Origin of the sequence: Micromonospora rubida, assembly GCF_009908295.1 — a bacterium.
GTDB lineage: Bacteria > Actinomycetota > Actinomycetes > Mycobacteriales > Micromonosporaceae > Micromonospora > Micromonospora rubida.
The window spans coordinates 988,135-1,005,643 of the sequence record NZ_JAAALO010000003.1 but is presented as its reverse complement, the minus strand read 5'-3'; the positions used below and the strand labels follow the sequence as shown (position 1 = coordinate 1,005,643).

19 protein-coding genes are annotated in these 17,509 nt (G+C 72.4%); 9 read left to right on the top strand and 10 right to left on the bottom strand.

Annotation, left to right across the window (positions count from 1 at the left end; genetic code table 11):
- Positions 1-246: 246 nt before the first annotated feature.
- Positions 247-543 (bottom strand): DUF4193 domain-containing protein, encoded by a 297-nt coding sequence (locus GVV04_RS14100; protein ID WP_007075406.1) that lies wholly within the window; start codon positions 541-543, stop codon positions 247-249.
- 434 nt (positions 544-977) lie between these two features.
- On the opposite strand from GVV04_RS14100, the gene GVV04_RS14095 reads away from it, so the two are divergent.
- Complete coding sequence (locus GVV04_RS14095) at positions 978-1,493, top strand: LytR C-terminal domain-containing protein (protein WP_328822384.1); 516 nt, start codon at positions 978-980, stop codon at positions 1,491-1,493.
- A 161-nt stretch (positions 1,494-1,654) separates the two neighbouring features.
- Here the strand turns inward: GVV04_RS14095 and GVV04_RS14090 are convergent, their stop codons facing one another.
- A complete protein-coding gene (locus GVV04_RS14090) occupies positions 1,655-2,473 on the bottom strand; it encodes an inositol monophosphatase family protein (RefSeq protein ID WP_161688226.1) in 819 nt (272 codons plus the stop codon).
- A gap of 906 nt (positions 2,474-3,379) precedes the next feature.
- On the opposite strand from GVV04_RS14090, the gene GVV04_RS14085 reads away from it, so the two are divergent.
- Positions 3,380-4,957 carry an RNA polymerase sigma factor gene (locus GVV04_RS14085; RefSeq protein ID WP_161688224.1) on the top strand — a complete coding sequence of 526 codons (1,578 nt, stop codon included), beginning with the start codon at positions 3,380-3,382 and terminating at the stop codon, positions 4,955-4,957.
- A 245-nt stretch (positions 4,958-5,202) separates the two neighbouring features.
- A complete protein-coding gene (locus GVV04_RS14080; protein WP_161688222.1) occupies positions 5,203-5,436 on the top strand; it encodes a DUF7455 domain-containing protein in 234 nt (77 codons plus the stop codon).
- 111 nt (positions 5,437-5,547) lie between these two features.
- Here the strand turns inward: GVV04_RS14080 and GVV04_RS14075 are convergent, their stop codons facing one another.
- The 3 genes from GVV04_RS14075 to GVV04_RS14065 all read right to left on the bottom strand — a co-directional run bounded on the left by GVV04_RS14075 (position 5,548) and on the right by GVV04_RS14065 (position 8,397).
- Positions 5,548-7,281: a DEAD/DEAH box helicase gene (locus tag GVV04_RS14075; RefSeq protein ID WP_161688220.1), complete on the bottom strand. Its 1,734-nt coding sequence runs from the start codon at positions 7,279-7,281 to the stop codon at positions 5,548-5,550.
- A 206-nt stretch (positions 7,282-7,487) separates the two neighbouring features.
- The gene (locus tag GVV04_RS14070; RefSeq protein WP_161688219.1) at positions 7,488-8,138 is read right to left on the bottom strand and encodes a trimeric intracellular cation channel family protein; all 651 of its coding nucleotides are present in this window, start codon (positions 8,136-8,138) and stop codon (positions 7,488-7,490) included.
- A 40-nt stretch (positions 8,139-8,178) separates the two neighbouring features.
- A complete protein-coding gene (locus GVV04_RS14065; RefSeq protein WP_161688218.1) occupies positions 8,179-8,397 on the bottom strand; it encodes a DUF3039 domain-containing protein in 219 nt (72 codons plus the stop codon).
- Between the two features lie 88 nt (positions 8,398-8,485).
- On the opposite strand from GVV04_RS14065, the gene GVV04_RS14060 reads away from it, so the two are divergent.
- Together GVV04_RS14060 and GVV04_RS14055 are read left to right on the top strand one after the other, a co-directional pair.
- A complete protein-coding gene (locus GVV04_RS14060; protein ID WP_161688217.1) occupies positions 8,486-9,418 on the top strand; it encodes a pseudouridine-5'-phosphate glycosidase in 933 nt (310 codons plus the stop codon).
- A complete protein-coding gene (locus tag GVV04_RS14055; RefSeq protein ID WP_328822383.1) occupies positions 9,418-10,314 on the top strand; it encodes a carbohydrate kinase family protein in 897 nt (298 codons plus the stop codon). The genes GVV04_RS14060 and GVV04_RS14055 overlap by 1 nt, the downstream gene beginning before the upstream one ends.
- A gap of 45 nt (positions 10,315-10,359) precedes the next feature.
- On the opposite strand, the gene GVV04_RS14050 is transcribed toward GVV04_RS14055, so the two are convergent.
- On the bottom strand, positions 10,360-10,716 hold the full coding sequence (locus GVV04_RS14050; protein WP_161688215.1) for a DUF3099 domain-containing protein: 357 nt from the start codon (positions 10,714-10,716) through the stop codon (positions 10,360-10,362).
- 77 nt (positions 10,717-10,793) lie between these two features.
- Between GVV04_RS14050 and GVV04_RS14045 the strand changes: the two genes are divergently transcribed.
- Positions 10,794-11,090, top strand: coding sequence for a hypothetical protein (locus GVV04_RS14045; protein ID WP_235965998.1), 297 nt, complete (start codon positions 10,794-10,796; stop codon positions 11,088-11,090).
- 18 nt (positions 11,091-11,108) lie between these two features.
- Here GVV04_RS14045 and GVV04_RS14040 read toward each other — a convergent pair whose 3' ends face one another.
- Genes GVV04_RS14040 through GVV04_RS33090 form a run of 3 tightly spaced genes read right to left on the bottom strand, consistent with a single transcriptional unit; the run spans position 11,109 to position 12,620 of the window.
- The gene (locus tag GVV04_RS14040; RefSeq protein WP_161688214.1) at positions 11,109-12,029 is read right to left on the bottom strand and encodes a hypothetical protein; all 921 of its coding nucleotides are present in this window, start codon (positions 12,027-12,029) and stop codon (positions 11,109-11,111) included.
- Positions 12,029-12,298, bottom strand: coding sequence for a hypothetical protein (locus GVV04_RS14035; protein WP_161688213.1), 270 nt, complete (start codon positions 12,296-12,298; stop codon positions 12,029-12,031). The genes GVV04_RS14040 and GVV04_RS14035 overlap by 1 nt, the downstream gene beginning before the upstream one ends.
- 46 nt (positions 12,299-12,344) lie before the next feature.
- Positions 12,345-12,620, bottom strand: a complete 276-nt coding sequence (locus tag GVV04_RS33090) for a hypothetical protein (protein WP_235965996.1) — start codon at positions 12,618-12,620, stop codon at positions 12,345-12,347.
- A gap of 137 nt (positions 12,621-12,757) precedes the next feature.
- Here GVV04_RS33090 and GVV04_RS14025 point away from each other — a divergent pair, with 137 nt between their 5' ends.
- Together GVV04_RS14025 and dtd are read left to right on the top strand one after the other, a co-directional pair.
- Positions 12,758-14,242, top strand: a complete 1,485-nt coding sequence (locus tag GVV04_RS14025) for a DUF7782 domain-containing protein (RefSeq protein WP_328822370.1) — start codon at positions 12,758-12,760, stop codon at positions 14,240-14,242.
- Entirely contained in the window at positions 14,242-14,664 is a 423-nt protein-coding gene (gene dtd, locus GVV04_RS14020; RefSeq protein WP_161688211.1) for a D-aminoacyl-tRNA deacylase, read from the top strand. Before GVV04_RS14025 ends, dtd begins: the two co-directional genes overlap by 1 nt.
- A 124-nt stretch (positions 14,665-14,788) precedes the next feature.
- On the opposite strand, the gene GVV04_RS14015 is transcribed toward dtd, so the two are convergent.
- Positions 14,789-15,577 carry a sporulation protein gene (locus tag GVV04_RS14015; RefSeq protein WP_161688209.1) on the bottom strand — a complete coding sequence of 263 codons (789 nt, stop codon included), beginning with the start codon at positions 15,575-15,577 and terminating at the stop codon, positions 14,789-14,791.
- A 255-nt stretch (positions 15,578-15,832) separates the two neighbouring features.
- Here GVV04_RS14015 and sigB point away from each other — a divergent pair, with 255 nt between their 5' ends.
- The gene (sigB, locus tag GVV04_RS14010) at positions 15,833-16,837 is read left to right on the top strand and encodes an RNA polymerase sigma factor SigB (RefSeq protein WP_161688432.1); all 1,005 of its coding nucleotides are present in this window, start codon (positions 15,833-15,835) and stop codon (positions 16,835-16,837) included.
- The last annotated feature ends 672 nt before the right edge of the window (positions 16,838-17,509 follow it).

Below are 17,509 nucleotides of genomic sequence, written 5' to 3'. Positions count from 1 at the left end.
TCGGACCGCCGGTGACCGGGCATCCGCCCGTGCCGTCGTCGCTGCGCTCGCCCATGCGCCGACCTCCCCGATGGGTGTGGGTGGAAGCTGCTGTGACGAGTCAAGCAGCTTCCCGCCACCGGCGCACGGCGGCGCCACGGGTCGGTGAGGCTCCGGCGGGGTCGGCGCCGGCAGGCTGGCGGGAAGTGCCAGCTCCCAAAGCGGCGGCCTCGTCTGGGAGGCCGCCGCCGGTGTCCCGAGTCAGGGTCAGACGCACTCTCGGCAGATCAGCTCGCCATTGCGCTCGACCGCCAACTGGCTACGGTGGTGGACGAGGAAGCAGCGGGCACATCGGAACTCGTCCTGCTGCATCGGTAGCACCTTGACCGTGAGTTCCTCGTCGGCCAGGTCAGCGCCGGGCAGCTCGAAGCTCTCGGCGACCTCGGCCTCGTCGACGTCCACGGCGCCCGACTGTGAATCGACGCGTCGGGCCTTGAGCTCTTCCAGGCTGTCCTCGCCGAGGTCGACCTCGTCGCGACGCGGGGCGTCGTAGTCGGTGGCCATCGGTTTCACTCTCCAATATCGATATGGTCGCTTCCGGGTGTAACGCCGGGCGACGCTGTTTCGGTTCCACTGGCCGGCCACCATTTTGTGTCGGTCACCCGACCCGACGGCCGGTCAGGTCAGGGCCGCCAGAGAAGCACCCCAGCGGGCGCGGTACCTTACCCCCCTCTGGCGAGGCATGTATACCGCCCTCGTGGCTCAGATGTACGCCCCAGCCGTCGAAGTTGGTCCCAATGTGACTCAGGCGACACGAAGATAGGGGTAGTAGTACCCGCTTCCCGGTTGGCGCGCCGGCATGTCGGACTGTTTCCACGCGACGGCCGGACAACCGTTAACCTCAGCGGCGTACTCGACGGCCGGCGGGACGGCCTGACCGCCGACGGCCGCCGCCACCCACCCATCGTCCGGGGAGCGCCCAGATGAGTTTTGCGCGAGTGCGAGCACTCGTTGTCGTCGGTCTGCTGGCGGTCGTCGCCCTGGTCTTCGTGGTCGTCGCCCTGGTTCGCGACACCCAGGGCCAGGCCGGGCTGGCCGGTGGCTGCCCCGAGGACGCACCGCTGGCGGACGTCAAGATGCGCGAGCGCAAGGACGTGAAGATCAACGTGCTCAACAGCACGGACCGGCCCGGCCTCGCCTCCCAGGTCGCCGACGAGTTCAGCAACCGGCAGTTCCAGGTCAAGAAGACCGCCAACGAGAAGAAGCAGATCGACGACGTCGCGGTGTTGCGGTACGGCCCGAAGGGCGTCGGCTCCGCGCACCTGCTGCGCGCGTACTTCCTCAACAACGCCAAGGACGGGTACGACGCCAAACGCAAGGACGACACCGTCGACGTGGTGCTGGGCAACGGCTTCCAGCAGCTCGCCACCACCACCGAGGTGAACCAGGCCCTCGGCGACCTGGGTGCCCCGGTCGCGCCGCCCGGCTCGTGCCCGATGCCCATCGACAAGTGACCCGGCGGCCAGGGCTCTGACCTGGTGACCCCGGCCGGCCCGCCCCTCGGTCCGTCCGGGGTCTGTTCGTTTGAGGCCTGCCCGCCGGTCCGTCCCGGCCACCCGACAGGACCGGCGGGCCATCCGGATGGCCCGTCCGGATGCCGGGAGCGGACCGGCGGTCAGGGCCCGCCCGAGGCGTCGAGGTCGGCCAGCCGGTCGTGCAGCGGCGCGAACAGCGCCGGCGGTGCGGCGATCACCAGGTCGGGCCCGGCCGGCCGGCCGACCAGCCCGCCGACCCGGAGCCCGGCCTCGGCGGCGACCAGCGCCCCGGCCGCCTGGTCCCAGGCGGCCAGCCCCTTCTCGTAGTACGCGTCCACCCGGCCCTCGGCGGCCAGGCAGAGGTCCAACGCGGCGGCGCCCTGCCGGCGGATGTCCCGCACGTGCGGGATCAGCTCGGCGAGCACCCGGCCCTGGTGCGCCCGCCGCCCCGGGTCGTAGCCGAACCCGGTGGCGACCAGCGCCTGGCCGAGGTCGGTCTCGGTCGAGCAGCGCAGCCGCTCCCCCGCACGCCAGGAGCCGCCACCGACGGTGGCCGTCCACTCCTCGCCGGTGAAGAGGTTGCGCACCACCCCGGCGACCACCTCGCCGTCGACCTCGGCTGCCAGCGAGACCGCGCAGTACGGCAGTCCGTACAGGTAGTTGACGGTGCCGTCGATCGGGTCGACGATCCATCGCACCCCGCTGTCCGCCCCGCCGGCCGCGTTTCCGCCGTACTCCTCGCCGAGCACCGAGTCGTCGGGGCGGAGCGTGGCCAACGCGTCGAGGACCTGCCGCTCGACCGCCCGGTCGGCGGCGGTGACCACGTCGGTGACGGTGGACTTGGTCGCGGCGACGAAGACCCCCTCGGCGCGCATCCGGTACGCGGTGTCCGCCGCGTCCCGAGCCACGTCGATCGCGATCTTGAGAAGTTCCCGCGGCGTCGGCGCCGAGCTGGTCATGGTTCGCTCCTTTGCCGCACGCCGGTCCGCGTGGCTGGATGAAGTCGGACCGAACCCCCGGAGATCGACGACTGCCGAAGCCGCGTGGTGTCCTGGAGGAACCGTGCCCACTGTCTCATCATTGACCACCCCCGCCGCGACGCCGAACGCCGGGCGGTACCGGACGACGGCACGGTGTTCAGTCTCAAGCGGTTGGGGTCTGCTGGAGCGGTTCCCGGGCCGGAAATCACCCTCTGCCGGCGGGGCGGGAAGCGACGGGACCGGGACCACCTTCAGCATCGATTCGGACAACATCGCAAGCTCCGTTATCCATTCATTGGAGGGCCTGCGCCCTGGTGGAGCGGTGGCGTCGAATGCGCAACAACCTGACGAGGTGGACGTCGGCGCGGTCGCTGTCCTGGGAAACGGGTGCAGTGGCCGCGCCGCCGCCCTTCCGCGCAACCTTGAGGGCAGGTTTTGACCGGCACGTCCGGTTGCAGTTGGTATTGTCCGCTAAGTGCCCAGCTCCCCGTCCGTGGCGTCCGCGCGCCCGCCTCCGCCACCGTGGCCCACCCGCGGCCACCGCGCCGACCTGAGAGCAACGCTGGTCGCGCCGGCCTTCGCCGGGCATGCCCGCGTGCACCGGCGGAGTCAGCTCCTCTCGGAATCCCCCGCTTCGCGCGCCGGTATCATCGTTACAAAGTCCACATCTACGCTGAATCGGCGGTCCCAATCGCCGGTACGCAGTGCGGCGCAGAATGATCGCCGCAGACGGCGTTACAATTCACCCCTGCCCACGCGCCACGGACCGCCGACGACCGGCCGGCCCGGGACACGGGGGTCCCTCAACCACATCGTCCGGCACCGTGCCCCACGCTGTGCCGGACAACCCGGCCGTGCTCGCTCTTCGCCTCCGGAAGGTCATTCGTGACAGAACCCCGCCAGCCCGGCGCCGACGTTCGCTCGCTCACCGACACCCTGATCGCCCACGCGCAGAGCGCTGGTGGCCAGCTCACGTCGGCCCAGCTCGCGCGCACCGTCGAGTCCGCCGAGGTGACTCCGGCCCAGGCCAAGAAGATCCTGCGGGCGCTCGCGGAAGCGGGGGTGACCGTGGTCGTGGACGGCTCGGTCCCCCGCCGCCGGGTCGCCGCCGCCCGGTCGGCCACCCCGGCGTCCCGGGCCACTACCGCCAAGACCACCAAGAAGGCCGCCGCGCCGGCCCAGAAGCAGGCCTCCGCCGCCGACGAGGCCGCCCCGGCGCCCCGCAAGGTCGCCGCGCGCAAGGCCACCACCGAGGCGGTCGCCAAGGCGGCCGTCCCGGCGAAGGCCGCGAAGTCCACCCGGGCCACCAAGGCGACCGTCGCGGCGGCCGGCGGCAAGCCCGCCGGCAAGGCCAAGGGCGAGGGCGAGATCGACCCGGAGGAACTCGCCGCCGCAATCGAGGACGTGGTGGTCGAGGAGCCGGTCGAGATGGTTCGGGCCGCCGCGTCCGACGCCGCGAGCTCCGCCACCGACAACGACTTCGAGTGGGACGACGAGGAGTCCGAGGCGCTCAAGCAGGCGCGCCGCGACGCCGAGCTGACCGCCTCCGCCGACTCCGTCCGGGCGTACCTCAAGCAGATCGGCAAGGTGCCCCTGCTCAACGCCGAGCAGGAGGTGGAGCTCGCCAAGCGGATCGAGGCGGGCCTCTACGCCGCCGAGCGGCTGCGCGCCGCCGAGGAGGGCGAGGAGAAGCTCGTCCGCGACATGGTCCGCGACCTCGGCTGGATCTCCCGGGACGGCGAGCGGGCGAAGAACCACCTGCTGGAGGCCAACCTCCGGCTGGTGGTGTCGCTGGCCAAGCGCTACACGGGCCGCGGGATGGCGTTCCTGGACCTGATCCAGGAGGGCAACCTGGGCCTGATCCGGGCGGTCGAGAAGTTCGACTACACCAAGGGCTACAAGTTCTCCACGTACGCCACCTGGTGGATCCGGCAGGCGATCACCCGGGCGATGGCCGACCAGGCCCGCACCATCCGCATCCCGGTGCACATGGTCGAGGTCATCAACAAGCTCGGCCGCATCCAGCGTGAGCTGCTCCAGGACCTGGGCCGCGAGCCCACCCCGGAGGAGCTGGCCAAGGAGATGGACATCACACCGGAAAAGGTGCTGGAGATCCAGCAGTACGCCCGGGAGCCCATCTCGCTCGACCAGACCATCGGTGACGAGGGGGACAGCCAGCTCGGCGACTTCATCGAGGACTCGGAGGCCGTCGTCGCGGTCGACGCCGTCTCCTTCTCGCTGCTGCAGGACCAGCTCCAGCAGGTGCTCCAGACGCTCTCCGAACGCGAGGCGGGCGTGGTCCGGCTCCGCTTCGGCCTGACCGACGGCCAGCCGCGCACGCTGGACGAGATCGGCCAGGTCTACGGGGTGACCCGGGAGCGGATCCGGCAGATCGAGTCCAAGACGATGTCGAAGCTGCGTCACCCGTCCCGTTCACAGGTGCTCCGTGACTACCTGGACTGAGCCCGCTTCGTCAACCAGCCGTGTCGGTTTGATCACCAGACGTACAACACCTGATGGTGATCGGCCGGTTGCACGATTGTGATCGTTGACGTGGCACCCTTGGTGCACGGCACACTGTTGCCGCCATGTGTGACCTCGGTCCCCCGCGGGCACACAGGGAAGGCAAGGCCCGAGTTGGGTGTTGCACGATAGGTGAGCAACGACCGAAGAGATTGTTCATCGGTGACGACCAGAGGAGGAAGGCGATGACCCCGACCCTCACGCCGCCGCACGAGACGGTGGCTCCCCCAGCCGCCGATGAACGGTGCGACCGCTGCAACGCTGCCGGCAAGCTCCGTATCACTCTGGCGGGCGGGAGCGAGCTGGTGTTCTGTGGGCACCACGCGAACAAGTACGCGGAGGATCTCGTGAAGATCACCGTACGGTTCGCGACGGACCCCGAGTTCACCTGGCGTGGCGCCGATCTTATGGCGAACTGAGACCGTGTAGACCCCACACCGACATCGCCGGCCGGAGGCACCCCAAAGGGCCCTCCGGCCGGCTTTTCGGCATCTTCGGGCACCCACGTCCGCCCAGCGGGCCGGGGCCGGTCAGAGGGTCTGGACCGTGGCTATGCGTTCCTCCAGCTGCTCGATGGTGGCCTGGGCACTCGGAGGGCCGCCGCAGAGGCGGCGCAGCTCGGCGTGGATCTTGCCGTGCGGCAGGCCCGTGCGGTGGTGCCGGGCGGCCACCAGGGCGTTCAGCTGCCGCCGTAGCGCCACCCGACGCTGGGCCGCACTCATCGGCGCCGGGGGCGCCACCGTGGCCACAGAGGCCGGCTCAGCGGCCCGGTCGACGGCCCGGCGGCGCTGGGCGGCCAACTGCTCGGCCTGCCGCTTGGTGAGCAGCAGGGAGACCTGGTCGGCGGTGAGCAGCCCGGGCAGGCCCAGGTACTCCTCCTCCTCGGGGGTGCCGGCCTGGGCGGCGGTGCCGAAGGACGCGCCGTCGAAGATCACCTGGTCCAGCTCGGCCGTGGCGGACAGTGCGGCGAAGCGCTTCTCCAGCTCCCCGCTGGCCTGGTCGTCGCGCTGCGCGCGCTCCGGCAGGTCGTCGTCGAAGCCCTCGCGGTCCTTCGGCTTGCCGAGCACGTGGTCCCGCTCGGCCTCCATCTCGCTGGCCAGCCCGAGCAGGTGCGGCACGCTGGGCAGGAAGACCGACGCGGTCTCCCCAGGGCGGCGGGCCCGGACGAACCGCCCGATGGCCTGCGCGAAGTAGAGCGGCGTGCTGGCGCTGGTCGCGTAGACACCGACCGCCAGCCGGGGGATGTCGACGCCCTCGGAGACCATCCGGACCGCGACCATCCACCGCTGCCCGGACTCCGCGAACGTCGCGATCCGGGCGGACGCGCCCTGGTCGTCGGAGAGCACCACCGTGGCCTTCTCGCCCGTCGTCTGCTCGATGAGGCGCGCGTACGAGCGGGCGGTCTGCTGGTCGCTGGCGATGATCAACCCGCCGGCGTCGGCCATCCCGGCGTTGCGCAGCACGGTCAGCCGGGCGTCGGCGGCCCGCAGCACCTGCGGCATCCAGTCGCCGGCCGGGTCCAGGGCGGTGCGCCAGGCCTGTGCGATCAGGTCCTGGGTCATCGGCTCGCCCAGCCGGGCGGACAGCTCGTCGCCCGCGTTCGTCCGCCACCGGGTCTCCCCCGAGTACGCCAGGAAGAGCACCGGCCGGACCACGCTGTCGCGCAGCGCGTCGGAGTAGCCGTACACGACGTCGGCGCGGGAGCGGAGCAGGCCGTCGCCGCCCCGCTCGTAGGTGACGAAGGGAATCGGGTTGTCGTCGGAGCGGAACGGCGTCCCGGTCAGCATCAGCCGGCGTACGGCGGGCTCGAAGGACGCCTTCACACCGTCGCCCCAGGTCCGGGAGTCGCCGGCGTGGTGGATCTCGTCCAGGATGACCAGGGTGCGGCGGGTCATGGTGCGCCGCCGGTGCACCTGGGGCGCCATCCCGACCTGCGCATACGTGACGACGGCCCCGTGGAAGTCGGCGGAGGAGTGCAGATCCGCGTTGCGGAACGCCGCGTCGAGCTGGATGCCGACCCGGGCCGCGGCCTCGGACCACTGGCTCTTCAGGTGCTCGGTGGGAGCGACCACGGTGACCGCCTCGACGGTGCCGTCGGCGAGCAGCTCCGCGGCGATCCGCAGGGCGAAGGTGGTCTTGCCGGCCCCGGGGGTGGCGACCGCCGTGAAGTCCTCGGTGCGTCGTCGCAGGTACTCCACCAGCGCCTTGCGCTGCCAGGCACGCAGTGGTGGAAACGTTTCGAGCGCCGGCGTCCGGGCTGCCACGCGTCAGGCTCCTCTCCGACCGCTGTGACGGCGGCCCCGGCCGAGGGCCACGGGTAGCGCCGCCCATGAAAAAGGCCCCCGCGCATCGGTGCCGCGAAGGCCGAGTCAGCATAACCAGCGCGCGCCGGTCGGCCCAGGCGACGCCACGCTGGTCACATCCGCGCGCTCGGCGCCCCTACCGACGGAACCCACCTCATCGCCGTGAGTCAGGGGCGAGGGCCGCGGGTGCCGGTGCGGGGCGGGCGGAGCGTGGCCACCGGGGCGGACCAGCGCCGCCGCAGCGCCACCAGGCGCAGCGCGAAGACGAACACCGCCGCTGCGGTCAGCCCGGCGGCGCCGGCGTGCCCGGTCGCGTCGAGCGCCGCCACGGCGATCGAGCCGGCGAGGGCGGCCACCGCGTAGATCTCCCGGCGCAGCACCACGGGGATCTCGCCGGTGAGCAGGTCCCGGGCGAGCCCACCGCCGATGGCGGTGAGCATTCCGATGAGGCAGGCCCCGACCGGCGGTACCTGGGCGTCGAGCGCCTTGAGGGTGCCGGTGACGGTGAACAGCCCGAGGCCGGCGGCGTCGAGGACCAGCACGGTGGTACGCAGCCGGGCGAGCTGGGGGTGCAGCCAGAACACGGCGGCGGCGGTGACTGCGGCGGTGCCGGCGTACCGCCAGTCGGCGAAGGCCAGCGGGGGCACCTCGTCGATGACCAGGTCGCGGAAGATCCCGCCGCCGAGCGCGGCTACGAAGCCGACAAAGGCGACGCCGAACAGGTCGAGCCGCTTGACCACCGCCGCGGAGGCACCGGAGGCGGCGAAGACCGCCACCCCGGTCAGGTCGGCGAGAAGCAGGGCGGTGGAGGTGGTCACCGACGAAGGTTACGCGGGCGGCCGGGCCGGCCGCCCACGGTCACTCACGCCAGGACTCGTAGATCTCCTTGCACTTCGGGCAGACCGGCGAGCCCGGTTTGGCCGCTTTGGTCACCGGAAACTTCTCCCCACACAGCGCGACGACGAAGGTGCCCATGACGGCACTTTCGGCGATCTTCTCCTTGCGGACGTAGTGGAACATCTCGGGACCGGTGTCGGCGTCCTTCAGTTCCGGACGCTCAAGAACCTCTGTGCTCACGACTGCACCTCCAACTTTCCAGTCTGACAGGTCGACCTGACGGGGTCCACCGCAGGCCACCCGCACGAAGGCACGTAACGTAGCGGACGTGAAAAACTTCCACGTCCGTCTCGGCATCGAGGTGGCAGACGCCCTACGTGAGCACCGCCCGGTCGTCGCCCTGGAGAGCACCATTGTGTCGCACGGCCTTCCCCGGCCGGAGAACCTGCGGGTGGCCCGCGAAATCGAGCAGACGGTACGCGACGCCGGCGCGGTCCCGGCGACCATCGGCATGGTCGGCGGCCAGCTGGTGGTGGGGCTGGACGACGCGGAGCTGACCCGGCTCGCCACCGTCGACGGGGTGAGCAAGCTCTCCGTCCGCGACCTGGCGGTGGCCGCCGCGACCGGGGCGGACGGAGCCACCACGGTCGCCGCCACCAGCGCGGTGGCCGCCGCCGCGGGAATCGGGGTCTTCGCCACCGGCGGGCTGGGCGGGGTGCACCGGGAGGCCGCGCACACCTTCGACGAGTCCGCCGACCTGGGCACCCTGGCCCGGACTCCGATCGCGGTGGTCTGCGCCGGGGTCAAGTCGATCCTCGACGTGGGAGCCACCCTGGAGCGGCTGGAGACCCTCGGCGTCGCCGTCGTCGGCTACCGCACCCGACGATTCCCCGGCTTCTACCTCACCGACGCCGGGTTCGACCTGGACTGGTCGGTCGACTCCCCGGAGCAGGTCGCCGACGTGCTGGCCGCCCGGGCCGGGCACGGCGCGCACCCCGGCGGGCTGCTCGTGGCCAACCCGCTCCCGATCGACGAGCAGCTCGACCCGGCCCTGCACGACCGGACGCTCACCGAGGGCCTGGCCCTGCTGGAACGCGACGGGGTGACCGGCAAGGCCGTGACGCCGTACCTGCTGGCCCACTTCCACTCCGCCACCGCCGGCGCCAGCCTCGCGGTGAACGTGCGGATCATCCTGCGCAACGCCGACCTCGCCGCCCGGATCGCGGTCGCCGCGGCACGCCGCGGCGACTCCGCCGCATGATCGCTCCGGCCCGCGTCGTCGTCGTCGGCGACCTGATCACCGACGTGGTCGCGGTGCTCGGCGGGCCGCTGGCGACCGGCTCGGACACCCCGGCCGCCATCCAGATCGGCGGCGGTGGACAGGCGGCCAACACCGCCGCCTGGCTCGCCGCCCAGGACGTCCCGGTGACCATGGTCGGCGCGGTCGGGGACGACGACGCGGGACGCGACCGGGTGGCCGAACTGGAACGCGCCGGCGTGGACTGTGCGGTCGAGCGGCACCCGGGCCGCGCCACCGGCACCGTCATCGTGCTCACCGGCGACGGGGAACGCACGATGGTCACCGAGCGGGGCGCGAACCTGTGGCTCACCGCCGGGCACGTGGAGCGGGCCCTGGCCGGGGCGCCGGACGCACGGCACCTGCACCTGTCCGCGTACTCCCTGCTCGACGACGGATCGCGCGGGGCCGGGTTGCGCGCGCTGGCCGCGGCGCGCGAGCGCGGGCTCAGCACCAGCGTCGACGCGGCGTCCGCGGCACCGCTACGACGGGTCGGCGCGTCGGCCTTCCTGGCCTGGGTACGCGACGTCGACCTGCTCCTGGTCAACGCCGACGAGGCGGCCGTGCTGGCCGGCGGGCTGGACCCGGCGGCACAGGCCAGAGCGCTGTCGGCGACGGCGCGGCGGGTGGTCGTCAAGCGGGGCGCGGCCGGGGCGGTCTGGGCCGACCGGACGGCGACGGTCAGCGTCGCCCCGGCGCGGCGGGTGGCCGTGGCCGACGTCACCGGGGCCGGGGACGCCTTCGCCGCCGGGCTGCTGTCCGCCTGGCTGGCCGGGGCCCGCCCCCGGGAGGCGCTGGACCGGGCCGGCGACCTCGGCGCGCTGGCCGTCTCCACGGTCGGCGCCCGCCCCGCCTCCTGACCCGGACGCGGCCGGACCCGACGGGACGGGTCCCGGCCGGACCGGTCAGGGCTCGGCGTCGATGACCTTGTGCGGCCGCTCCTCGGCGGTCAGGCTCATCGGCGGGGTCTCGTCCCGGTTGCGGGGCTGGAACCGGTTGGCCAGCCGGTGCTGCTCCTTCGGCGGCCGGTCGTTGGCCAGCAGCACCGCCAGCCACGGGATGAGCACCATCCCGACGGCGCACAGCGGCAGCCAGAGCCAGAGCATGGGCGCCTGCGCGCCGACCAGAATCGCGCCGGCGATCACGCACGCCACCCGGATCGCCATCATCACGACGTACCGCCGCTGCCGGCTGTTGAGCTGATCGCCCTGACTGCGGGCCGCGTCGGTGATCAGGATCGGTTCGTACGCCTGACGCTTCACCAGGACCTCCAAGAGGGACTGCCCCCATCCTGTCACTCCCGGCCGCTGATCAGCGAGAATCGACTCAACCCAACGACGTGACCAAGCAGTTCCACAGCGGCGACGAGCGGCCCGCCGAGCTGATCGACTCCAGCCAACCGGTGGAGCTGCCCACCCCCGACACCGACGTGCCGATGGTCAGCCGCTCGGTGCGGCTGCCACTGGAGACGTACGAGCGGGTGCGGGGCCGCCGCCGACGCCCGGGGCATCGGGGTGACCACCCTGATGCGGCAGTGGATCGAGGCCGGCCTGACCGAGCTGGACGGCTCGGCGACGGTCTCACTGGCCGACGTCCGGCGTGCCTCGCCGCACTCGCCCGACCCACCGCCGCCTGAGCCGTCCGTCGCCGTGCCTCAGCCCATGAGCTGCCCGAAGGCGGCCCGCTCCGCGTCGCGCACGTACGTCCGCCCGGACGGGTACGTCAGGGTGGCGTGCAGGTCGCAGTCGCCCCGGTAGAACCACTCGACGTACGGCACGTCGGGCTGCGCCCGCAGGTGGGCCATGTTGTCCCGCATGGCCTGCGCGCAGACGGCCCCGTCCGGGTCGTACGGCGTCCCGTCGTCGAGGGTGGGCTTGCGCCTGATCCCCCACTCCGGGACCACCAGCGGCCTGCCGACCCGCCTCGCCTGGGCCAGCGCGAACTCGTTGCGCTCGACCGGGGTGCGGTACCGCTCGTAGCCGGTGTCGTAGATGTCGAACCCCACCGCGTCCACCCCGGGGTAGCCGGCGACCACCCCGAAGTCGGCCCACCAGGACGCCTTCCGTCGGGCGGCGTACTCGGTGAACACCGGCACCAGCCAGACCTCCCGGCGACGGGGGTGCCCGGCGAGCGCGCCGACCAGTTCCTGCCACTGCTGCCGGAACGCCGCCGGGGCCGGGTCGCCCCCGGACTGCTGCTCCGGCTCGTGGTCGAGCGTCACCAGGTCCACCACCCGGCGGCGGCCGGCGGGCCGGGCCGAGAGCCAGTCGCGGACGGCCGCCGCCGAGGTGCTGGCGGTCCAGTCCTTGAAGCTGTAGTGCAGCACGCAGTCGGCGGGCACCTGGGCGAGGAGCCCCGACCAGGGCTCCAGGCCGACGCCGGGGCCGGAGTAGAGCCGCATCGTCCTCGGGCGCGGATACCGGACGAGCATCGCCTGGATCGCGGCGACCGAGTTCACCGGGGGTGTCCAGCCCAGCGCCGTCTGCGCCTCCACCCTGACCGCCGTGCTGACGGTGGTGGTGTTGCCCACCGCGTCCGCCACCCGCGCGGTCAGGGTGACCGTACGGGTGAACATCAGACCCGGACCGAGAAGCGACCGGGAGCCGCCGGGTCGGCGACGATCGTCACGGCCGGATCGGTCGTGGTCAGCTCGAACTTCAGCGGGTCGCCGACGGTCAGCGTGGTGGTGGCGGTCGCCACGTGCCCGGCCACGTCGGTGACCTTCCCGGTCACGGTGACCGTACGGGCGTCCGGGTCGTAGGCGTCGATCACCACCTGGGCGGTCTGGCCGGGCTGGAGCGTGCTGGGGGTCGCGGTGACGGACCGGATGACGGGATTGGCCATGATGCCCTCCGGGGGCGGCTGCGGGCCTGAGCCCAGGCGATCGGGATCAGCCGCGGGCCGCCCACCCTTTTCGGTGGACGCACCCGATCGGCAGGCCCGTGCCGTCGCGCGCCGGACGACCACCGCTGCGCCGTTGCGGCGGGATGGGCGTCGCCCGATGCCCGCTGCTCTGGTTGCAGAATGCCACGTCAGCGCCCCTACGGGTAGCCGCCGAAGGGACCATGGGGACATGCTGGTCGAGCACCATGCCGAGCAGCAGGGCCAGCGGGCTGCGTTCCAGCAGCCGGTTGGCCTCGGGGTCGATGGGGAGCGAAACCGTCATGCCGTCCGTCCTCCCCGCCGGGGGCCCGGGGACGACGGCGACTCCCCGGGGCGCGTCGCGCGGCGGCGCCCTACACGGCGGACGGATTTGCGGGCGGCGGTGACGGGTCCTCCGGGCGCGGAGGGCAGGATGGCGACGTGGACGAACACGACATGCTGCTCTCCCCCGCCGGCGTCGAGGCGCTCCGGACGGCGCTGACCCGCGCCGCGTACACCTCGAACGGGATCGCCGACCGGCTCGGCCCGCAGGCCACCGGCGGGGCGGCCCGCAACGACTTCCGGGCCGCGCTGCGGGCCACCGAGGACCGCGACCCCCTCGACACGCTGATCCGGGTGTTCATCTGCGACCAGACCGAGCCGGAGGCCGCGGTGGCCGCCGCGCTCGCCCCGCTGACCGTCGCGGAGGCGCTGGCCGGGGGCCTGGTCGAGCGGCACGGCGACGGCCTGCGCGCCGGCGTGGACCTGGAGCCGTACGGGGACGACTGGTGGGTCCTCGCCGACCTGCCGGCCAGCTCCCGGCCGGGCCGGCCGCTGCACTCCGAGCATGTGCTCGGCATCGGCGGGGCGACCCAGACGCTGATCGGGGCGACCGTCCGCCGGCCGGTGGAGACCGCCCTGGACCTGGGCACCGGCTCCGGGGTGCAGGCGCTGCACCTGTCGACCCACGCCCGCCGGGTCACCGCCACCGACCTCTCGCGGCGGGCGCTGCGCTTCGCCGCCACCGCCGCCGCGCTCAACGGCCAGGACTGGGAGTTGCTGCGCGGCGACATGGTCGCCCCGGTCGCCGGGCGCCGGTTCGACCTGGTGGTCAGCAACCCGCCGTTCGTGGTCGGCCCCGGCACCACCACCCACGTCTACCGGGACTCCGGTCGGGCCGGCGACGCGATCGGGTCCGAGCTGGCCGCCGCCGCCCCGGGCCTGCTCACCGAGGGCGGCACCATGCAGTACCTCGCCAACTGGGTGCACGTGGCGGGCGAGGACTGGGGCGAGCGGGTGGCCGGCTGGTTCGCCGGCACCGGCCTGGACGCCTGGGTCGTCCAGCGCGAGGTCGCCGACCCGATGGCGTACGTGAACCTGTGGCTGACCGACGTGGGCGAGACCGCCGACCCGCACCGGATGGCGGCCTGGCTGGACTGGTTCGACGCGCACAAGGTGGAGGCGGTCGGCTTCGGCATCGTCTCGCTGCGCCGCGCCGGGCACGCCGATCCGGTGGTCCGGGTCGAAGACCTGCGGCAGCGGGTGGAGCCGCCGATGGGCGACCGGGTCGCCGCCTGGTTCGATCGCCAGGACTGGCTGCGGGCACGTGACACCGAGGGGCTGCTCGCCGAGCGCTACCGGGCCGCCGAGGGGCTCCAGCTCCGCCAGGAGGCCACCATGGGCGACGAGGGCTGGGCCGTGGACCGGCAGGTCCTCGCCATGCCGCACGGGCTGCGCTGGACCGAGGAGGTCGACCCGCTGGTGCTGGCCCTGGTCGGCGGCGCGGACGGCCGGTTGTCGCTGCGTGACCAGCTCGCGCTGCTCGCCGCCGCGCACGACGTCACGGCGGAGGAACTGGCCGAGGCTGCCGGCCCGATCGTGGCGCACCTGGTGGAGCGCGGCATCATCGAGCCGGTCACCGTCTGATGCGGGCGGTGGTGCAGACGGTCGGCCGGGCCAGCGTCACCGTCGACGGCGAGGTCGTCGGCGAGGTCACGGACGGGTTGCTGGTGCTGCTCGGGGTGACCCACACCGACACCCCGGAGACCGCGCGGACCATGGCCCGGAAAATCCACGAACTGCGCATCCTGGACGACGAGCGCAGCGCGGCGGACACCGGTGCCGGCATCCTGGTGGTCAGCCAGTTCACCCTCTACGGCGACGCCCGGCGGGGCCGCCGGCCGAGCTGGACCGCCGCCGCCCCGGCAGAGGTGGCGGAACCCCTGGTGACGGCGGTCGTCGAGGCGCTACGCGAGCGCGGCGCCCCGGTGGCGACGGGCCGCTTCCGCACCCACATGCTGGTGGAAAGCCTCAACGTCGGCCCTCGCACCCTCCTGCTGGACCTCTAGCCCCGATCCCGCCCCCGCCCACCCCGTTGATCAAGAGGTTTGCGTCGTCCGGAAGCCGGAGCCTGACGCAAACCTCTTGATCAACTGCGCCCCGAACGGGCCCGGGGGCGGCGGAGTGGTGGGGTCAGAAGAACAGGCCGCGGCGTTGGACGGACTGGCGGAGCCAGCCGTCGAGCTGGGCGGCCCAGTCCGTGTTGTGCGCCGTGGCGTGCGGGACCGCGAAGCGACCGAAGGCGTCCCGGCCCTCGGTGAGGACGCCGCCCCGCTTGTCGATCTCCAGCACCACCTGCACCTGCTGCGGGTCGGTGACGAAGGTGACCTCCAGCTGGTTGATCGCCCGGGCGTACTGCGGCGCCGGGTAGAACTCGATCTCCTGGTAGAACGGCAGGGTCTGCCGTACCCCGTAGATGTGGCCCCGCTCGTTGTCGGCGCGGGCGAACCGGAAGCCCAGCCGCAGCAACGCCTCCAGCAGCGCCTCCTGGGCCGGCAGCGGGTGCACCGCCACCGCGTCCAGGTCGCCCTTGTCCACCGCGCGGGCCACCTCCAGCTCGGTGCGCAGGCCCATCGTCATCCCGTGCAGGTGCTGCCCGTACAGCTCGGTCAGCGGCGTCTCCCACGGCACGTCGAAGCGGAAGGGCACGTCGTAGCGCTGCCCCGGCTCCAGCCGGAACGCCCCCGTCAACTGGCGGCGCTGGAACTCCTGGGTGGTCTCGTAGTCGTTGTCACCGCTCTCCACCTCGACCCGGGTGACCAGGCCCAGCGCGACATACTCGACGTCCACCGGGTGCTCGCCGCCGGCCACGTGGACGGTGCCCTCCAACTGCCCGCCGGGGCGGCAGTTCGGGTTCGCCAGGATCGTCTCCACCGACGGGCCGCCCACGCCCATCGCCTGCATGAGCCGCTTGAAGACCACGACACCCTCCAGTCTCTCGGCGGTCGGTCGCCGCGGCGACCGACCGTGTGACCGGCCAGGACGGCCGACCGCTGGCACGGTAACCGGAGCCGGCAAGTCACGGGGGCACGTGGACAACCCCTATTATCCGTGTCGGTTCTCCGATCGCCTCACTCCCGTTTCACGCCCGACTTGCCAGAGTGTGTGTCACCGGCGCCACTGGGCCGGTGAGACGGCACCGACGTGGACACGGGGAGAACAGAGATGGTCCTGCAGATGACCGAGAACCAGATCGGCCCGGCCGTCACCACCGACGCCGAGCTCGGCACCGACACCCTGACCGACCTGGACGCCACCGACGAGCGCGGCATCTCCACGGACCTGGTCCGGGCCTACCTCAACGGCATCGGGCGCACCAAGCTGCTCACCGCCGCGCAGGAGGTCGAGCTGTCCCGCCGGATCGAGGCCGGGCTCTTCGCCGAGGAGAAGCTGGCGACCTGCACGCCGGTGTCCACCGAGCTGCGGTCCGACCTGGACCTGATCGTCGCCGAGGGCCGCGCGGCCAAGGACCACCTGCTCGAGGCGAACCTGCGCCTCGTCGTCAGCATCGCCAAGCGGTACACCGGCCGGGGGATGGCGTTCCTGGACCTGATCCAGGAGGGCAACCTGGGCCTGATCCGGGCGGTCGAGAAGTTCGACTACACCAAGGGCTTCAAGTTCTCCACGTACGCCACCTGGTGGATCCGGCAGGCGATCACCCGGGCGATGGCCGACCAGGCCCGCACCATCCGCATCCCGGTGCACATGGTCGAGCAGGTCAACCGGATGGTCCGGGCCCGCCGCGAGCTGGCCGTCACGCTGGGCCGCGAGCCCACCGTCGCCGAGGTCGCCAGGGCCATGGGCGTTCCCGAGTTCCAGGTCATCGAGCTGATCTCGTACGACCGGGAGCCGGTCAGCCTCGACCAGGCCGTCGGCGAGGACGGCGAGAGCGCCCTCGGCGACTTCGTCGCCTCCGTGGACCTGTCCGCCGGGCCGGGCGAGGTCGCCGCCGACGGCGAGCTGCGCAACGAGGTGCGAATCGTGCTGGCCACCCTGTCCCAGCGGGAGCAGGCCGTGATCCGGCTCCGGTTCGGCCTGGACGACGGCCGGCAGCGCACCCTGGACGAGGTGGGCAGGGAGTTCGGGCTGTCCCGGGAGCGGATCCGGCAGATCGAGAAGGTGACGTTGCTGAAGCTGCGCGACCCGGAGCGGGCACAGCGCCTGGAGGCGTTCGCCTGCTGAGCGGTCGCGGGAAGGGGAGGGCCAAACTTCGCTGTGCCCCGACGGTGGCCGGCCGGACCGCCTCGCGACAGCCGGTGAGGGTCGCGGCGGTAGCCGCGAGGCCGGCACCGAGCACGGCGCGACGCTGCAGTGGCATGCGGCGCATCGGGCAGGTGCGGCCCTTCGAATCCAACCCGCCCGACCCGCCTGGGAATCGCCCGACGATATGATTTATCACATAGGAAGACCTCGACTTTCTCCGATTCGTGCTCGCACCCGGGTTGGGGCCGCGTCACCTACCGTCGCCGAAGCGGCCCGTCACTGTCGGGTGGGCGCCCGTCGGGGTGCAGGTGGCGACGCCGGGACTCGGTCCCGTGTCGGCCGTTACCGATCCGGTGCTGGCGCTCGGTGACGACGGCTGGTCGGAATAATCGGACTCGTCCGACTCGCAAATTTTTTTCCCTTCGGCCGCACATGTCTGCAAAAGATCGCGGGTTGTAGTGCCTGCGTGACTGACTGTCAAGACCTTGATCACCTGTACTACGCATTCCTATGCTTCGCGGACTTTCCGTTGTGTGAAGAGGGGCTGCGGTGCAAGAACATGTGGGGACCGGGGTGTTCGTCTCCTTGGCGAGCGGGGTATTCGCGCGCTGGGCGGGTCGGATGGCGCTGCTGTTGGCAGTAGTCCTGACA